Origin of the sequence: Sphingomonas sp. IC-56, from assembly GCF_021043375.1 — a bacterium.
GTDB lineage: Bacteria > Pseudomonadota > Alphaproteobacteria > Sphingomonadales > Sphingomonadaceae > Sphingomonas.
On record NZ_JAJNDV010000020.1, the window covers coordinates 1 to 822 of the forward strand.

Here is an 822-nt window from a genome sequence, read left to right on the forward strand (position 1 = left end):
CACTGGATCAGTCCCCAGCCCATCAAAGTATTACTTTGATGGGAACCCTGGGGAAACTGACACGAAACTCGGCAGAGCAGTGTCGAAGGGCTTGCTCGGTGTGGATGATAATCACTCAGCCTGTTGTCGGGTGCACGATCGGAGCGGTCAAACTCGATCGCGACACCCTGATCCGGCATTAGCTACACACCTTACGGCGGCAACCAATGCCGTCACGGCATCGATCAAAAAACCCATTCACAATGTCAAACAGCATGCGGCCACTTGGGGCCGCGTACCGCTGCGTCAGCAGCGGATCTCGGATCTTCATCATCTGGATGTTGGTGAGCGTGTTGCGCGCGCTGCGCCGTCAGTCGCAGCAAAGCTGCGCCTTGTGGCGCTGCTCTTGCAGCGCTGGCCGTCCTTGTCGTGGTGCGAATTAGCAGGGCTAATTCGTCTCTTCGACTGCGGATTGGTGGAGCCTATCGGGATCGAACCGATGACCTGATGCTTGCAAAGCAACCGCTCTCCCAGCTGAGCTAAGGCCCCTCGCCTGCTTCCCTAAGTTTCGGGAAGTTTAGGCCAAAGCACGCTTGGCGAAACACACGCGCAAATGGTGGGCCGAGTAGGAGTTGAACCTACGACCTCACGCTTATCAGGCGTGCGCTCTAACCACCTGAGCTACCGGCCCATCTGCGCAACCCGAACTGACCTAAAAAAGGCCGCAGGCGGCAAAAGCCAGCTCAGGCTTTATCCAGCCAGGTGGCTGGATAATCCAGAATGATGAAGGGACATGAGGACGGCGGCTTATGTTCTTTGGAATGGAAGAAGCTCTTCCCTGAT

Annotated in this window: 1 protein-coding gene and 2 tRNA genes; 1 reads left to right on the top strand and 2 read right to left on the bottom strand. The window is 56.6% G+C overall.

What is annotated here, in order from left to right; translation table 11 throughout:
* On the top strand, nucleotides 1-487 hold a 487-nt coding region (locus LQ953_RS16115), incomplete at its 5' end, for a hypothetical protein (RefSeq protein WP_231032008.1).
* Here LQ953_RS16115 and LQ953_RS16120 read toward each other — a convergent pair.
* Together LQ953_RS16120 and LQ953_RS16125 are read right to left on the bottom strand one after the other, a co-directional pair.
* Nucleotides 453-528, bottom strand: a tRNA-Ala gene (locus tag LQ953_RS16120). The two genes, LQ953_RS16115 and LQ953_RS16120, sit on opposite strands and share 35 nt — an antisense overlap.
* A gap of 65 nt (nucleotides 529-593) precedes the next feature.
* Nucleotides 594-670 (bottom strand) — tRNA-Ile (locus LQ953_RS16125).
* Between the last annotated feature and the right edge of the window lie 152 nt (nucleotides 671-822).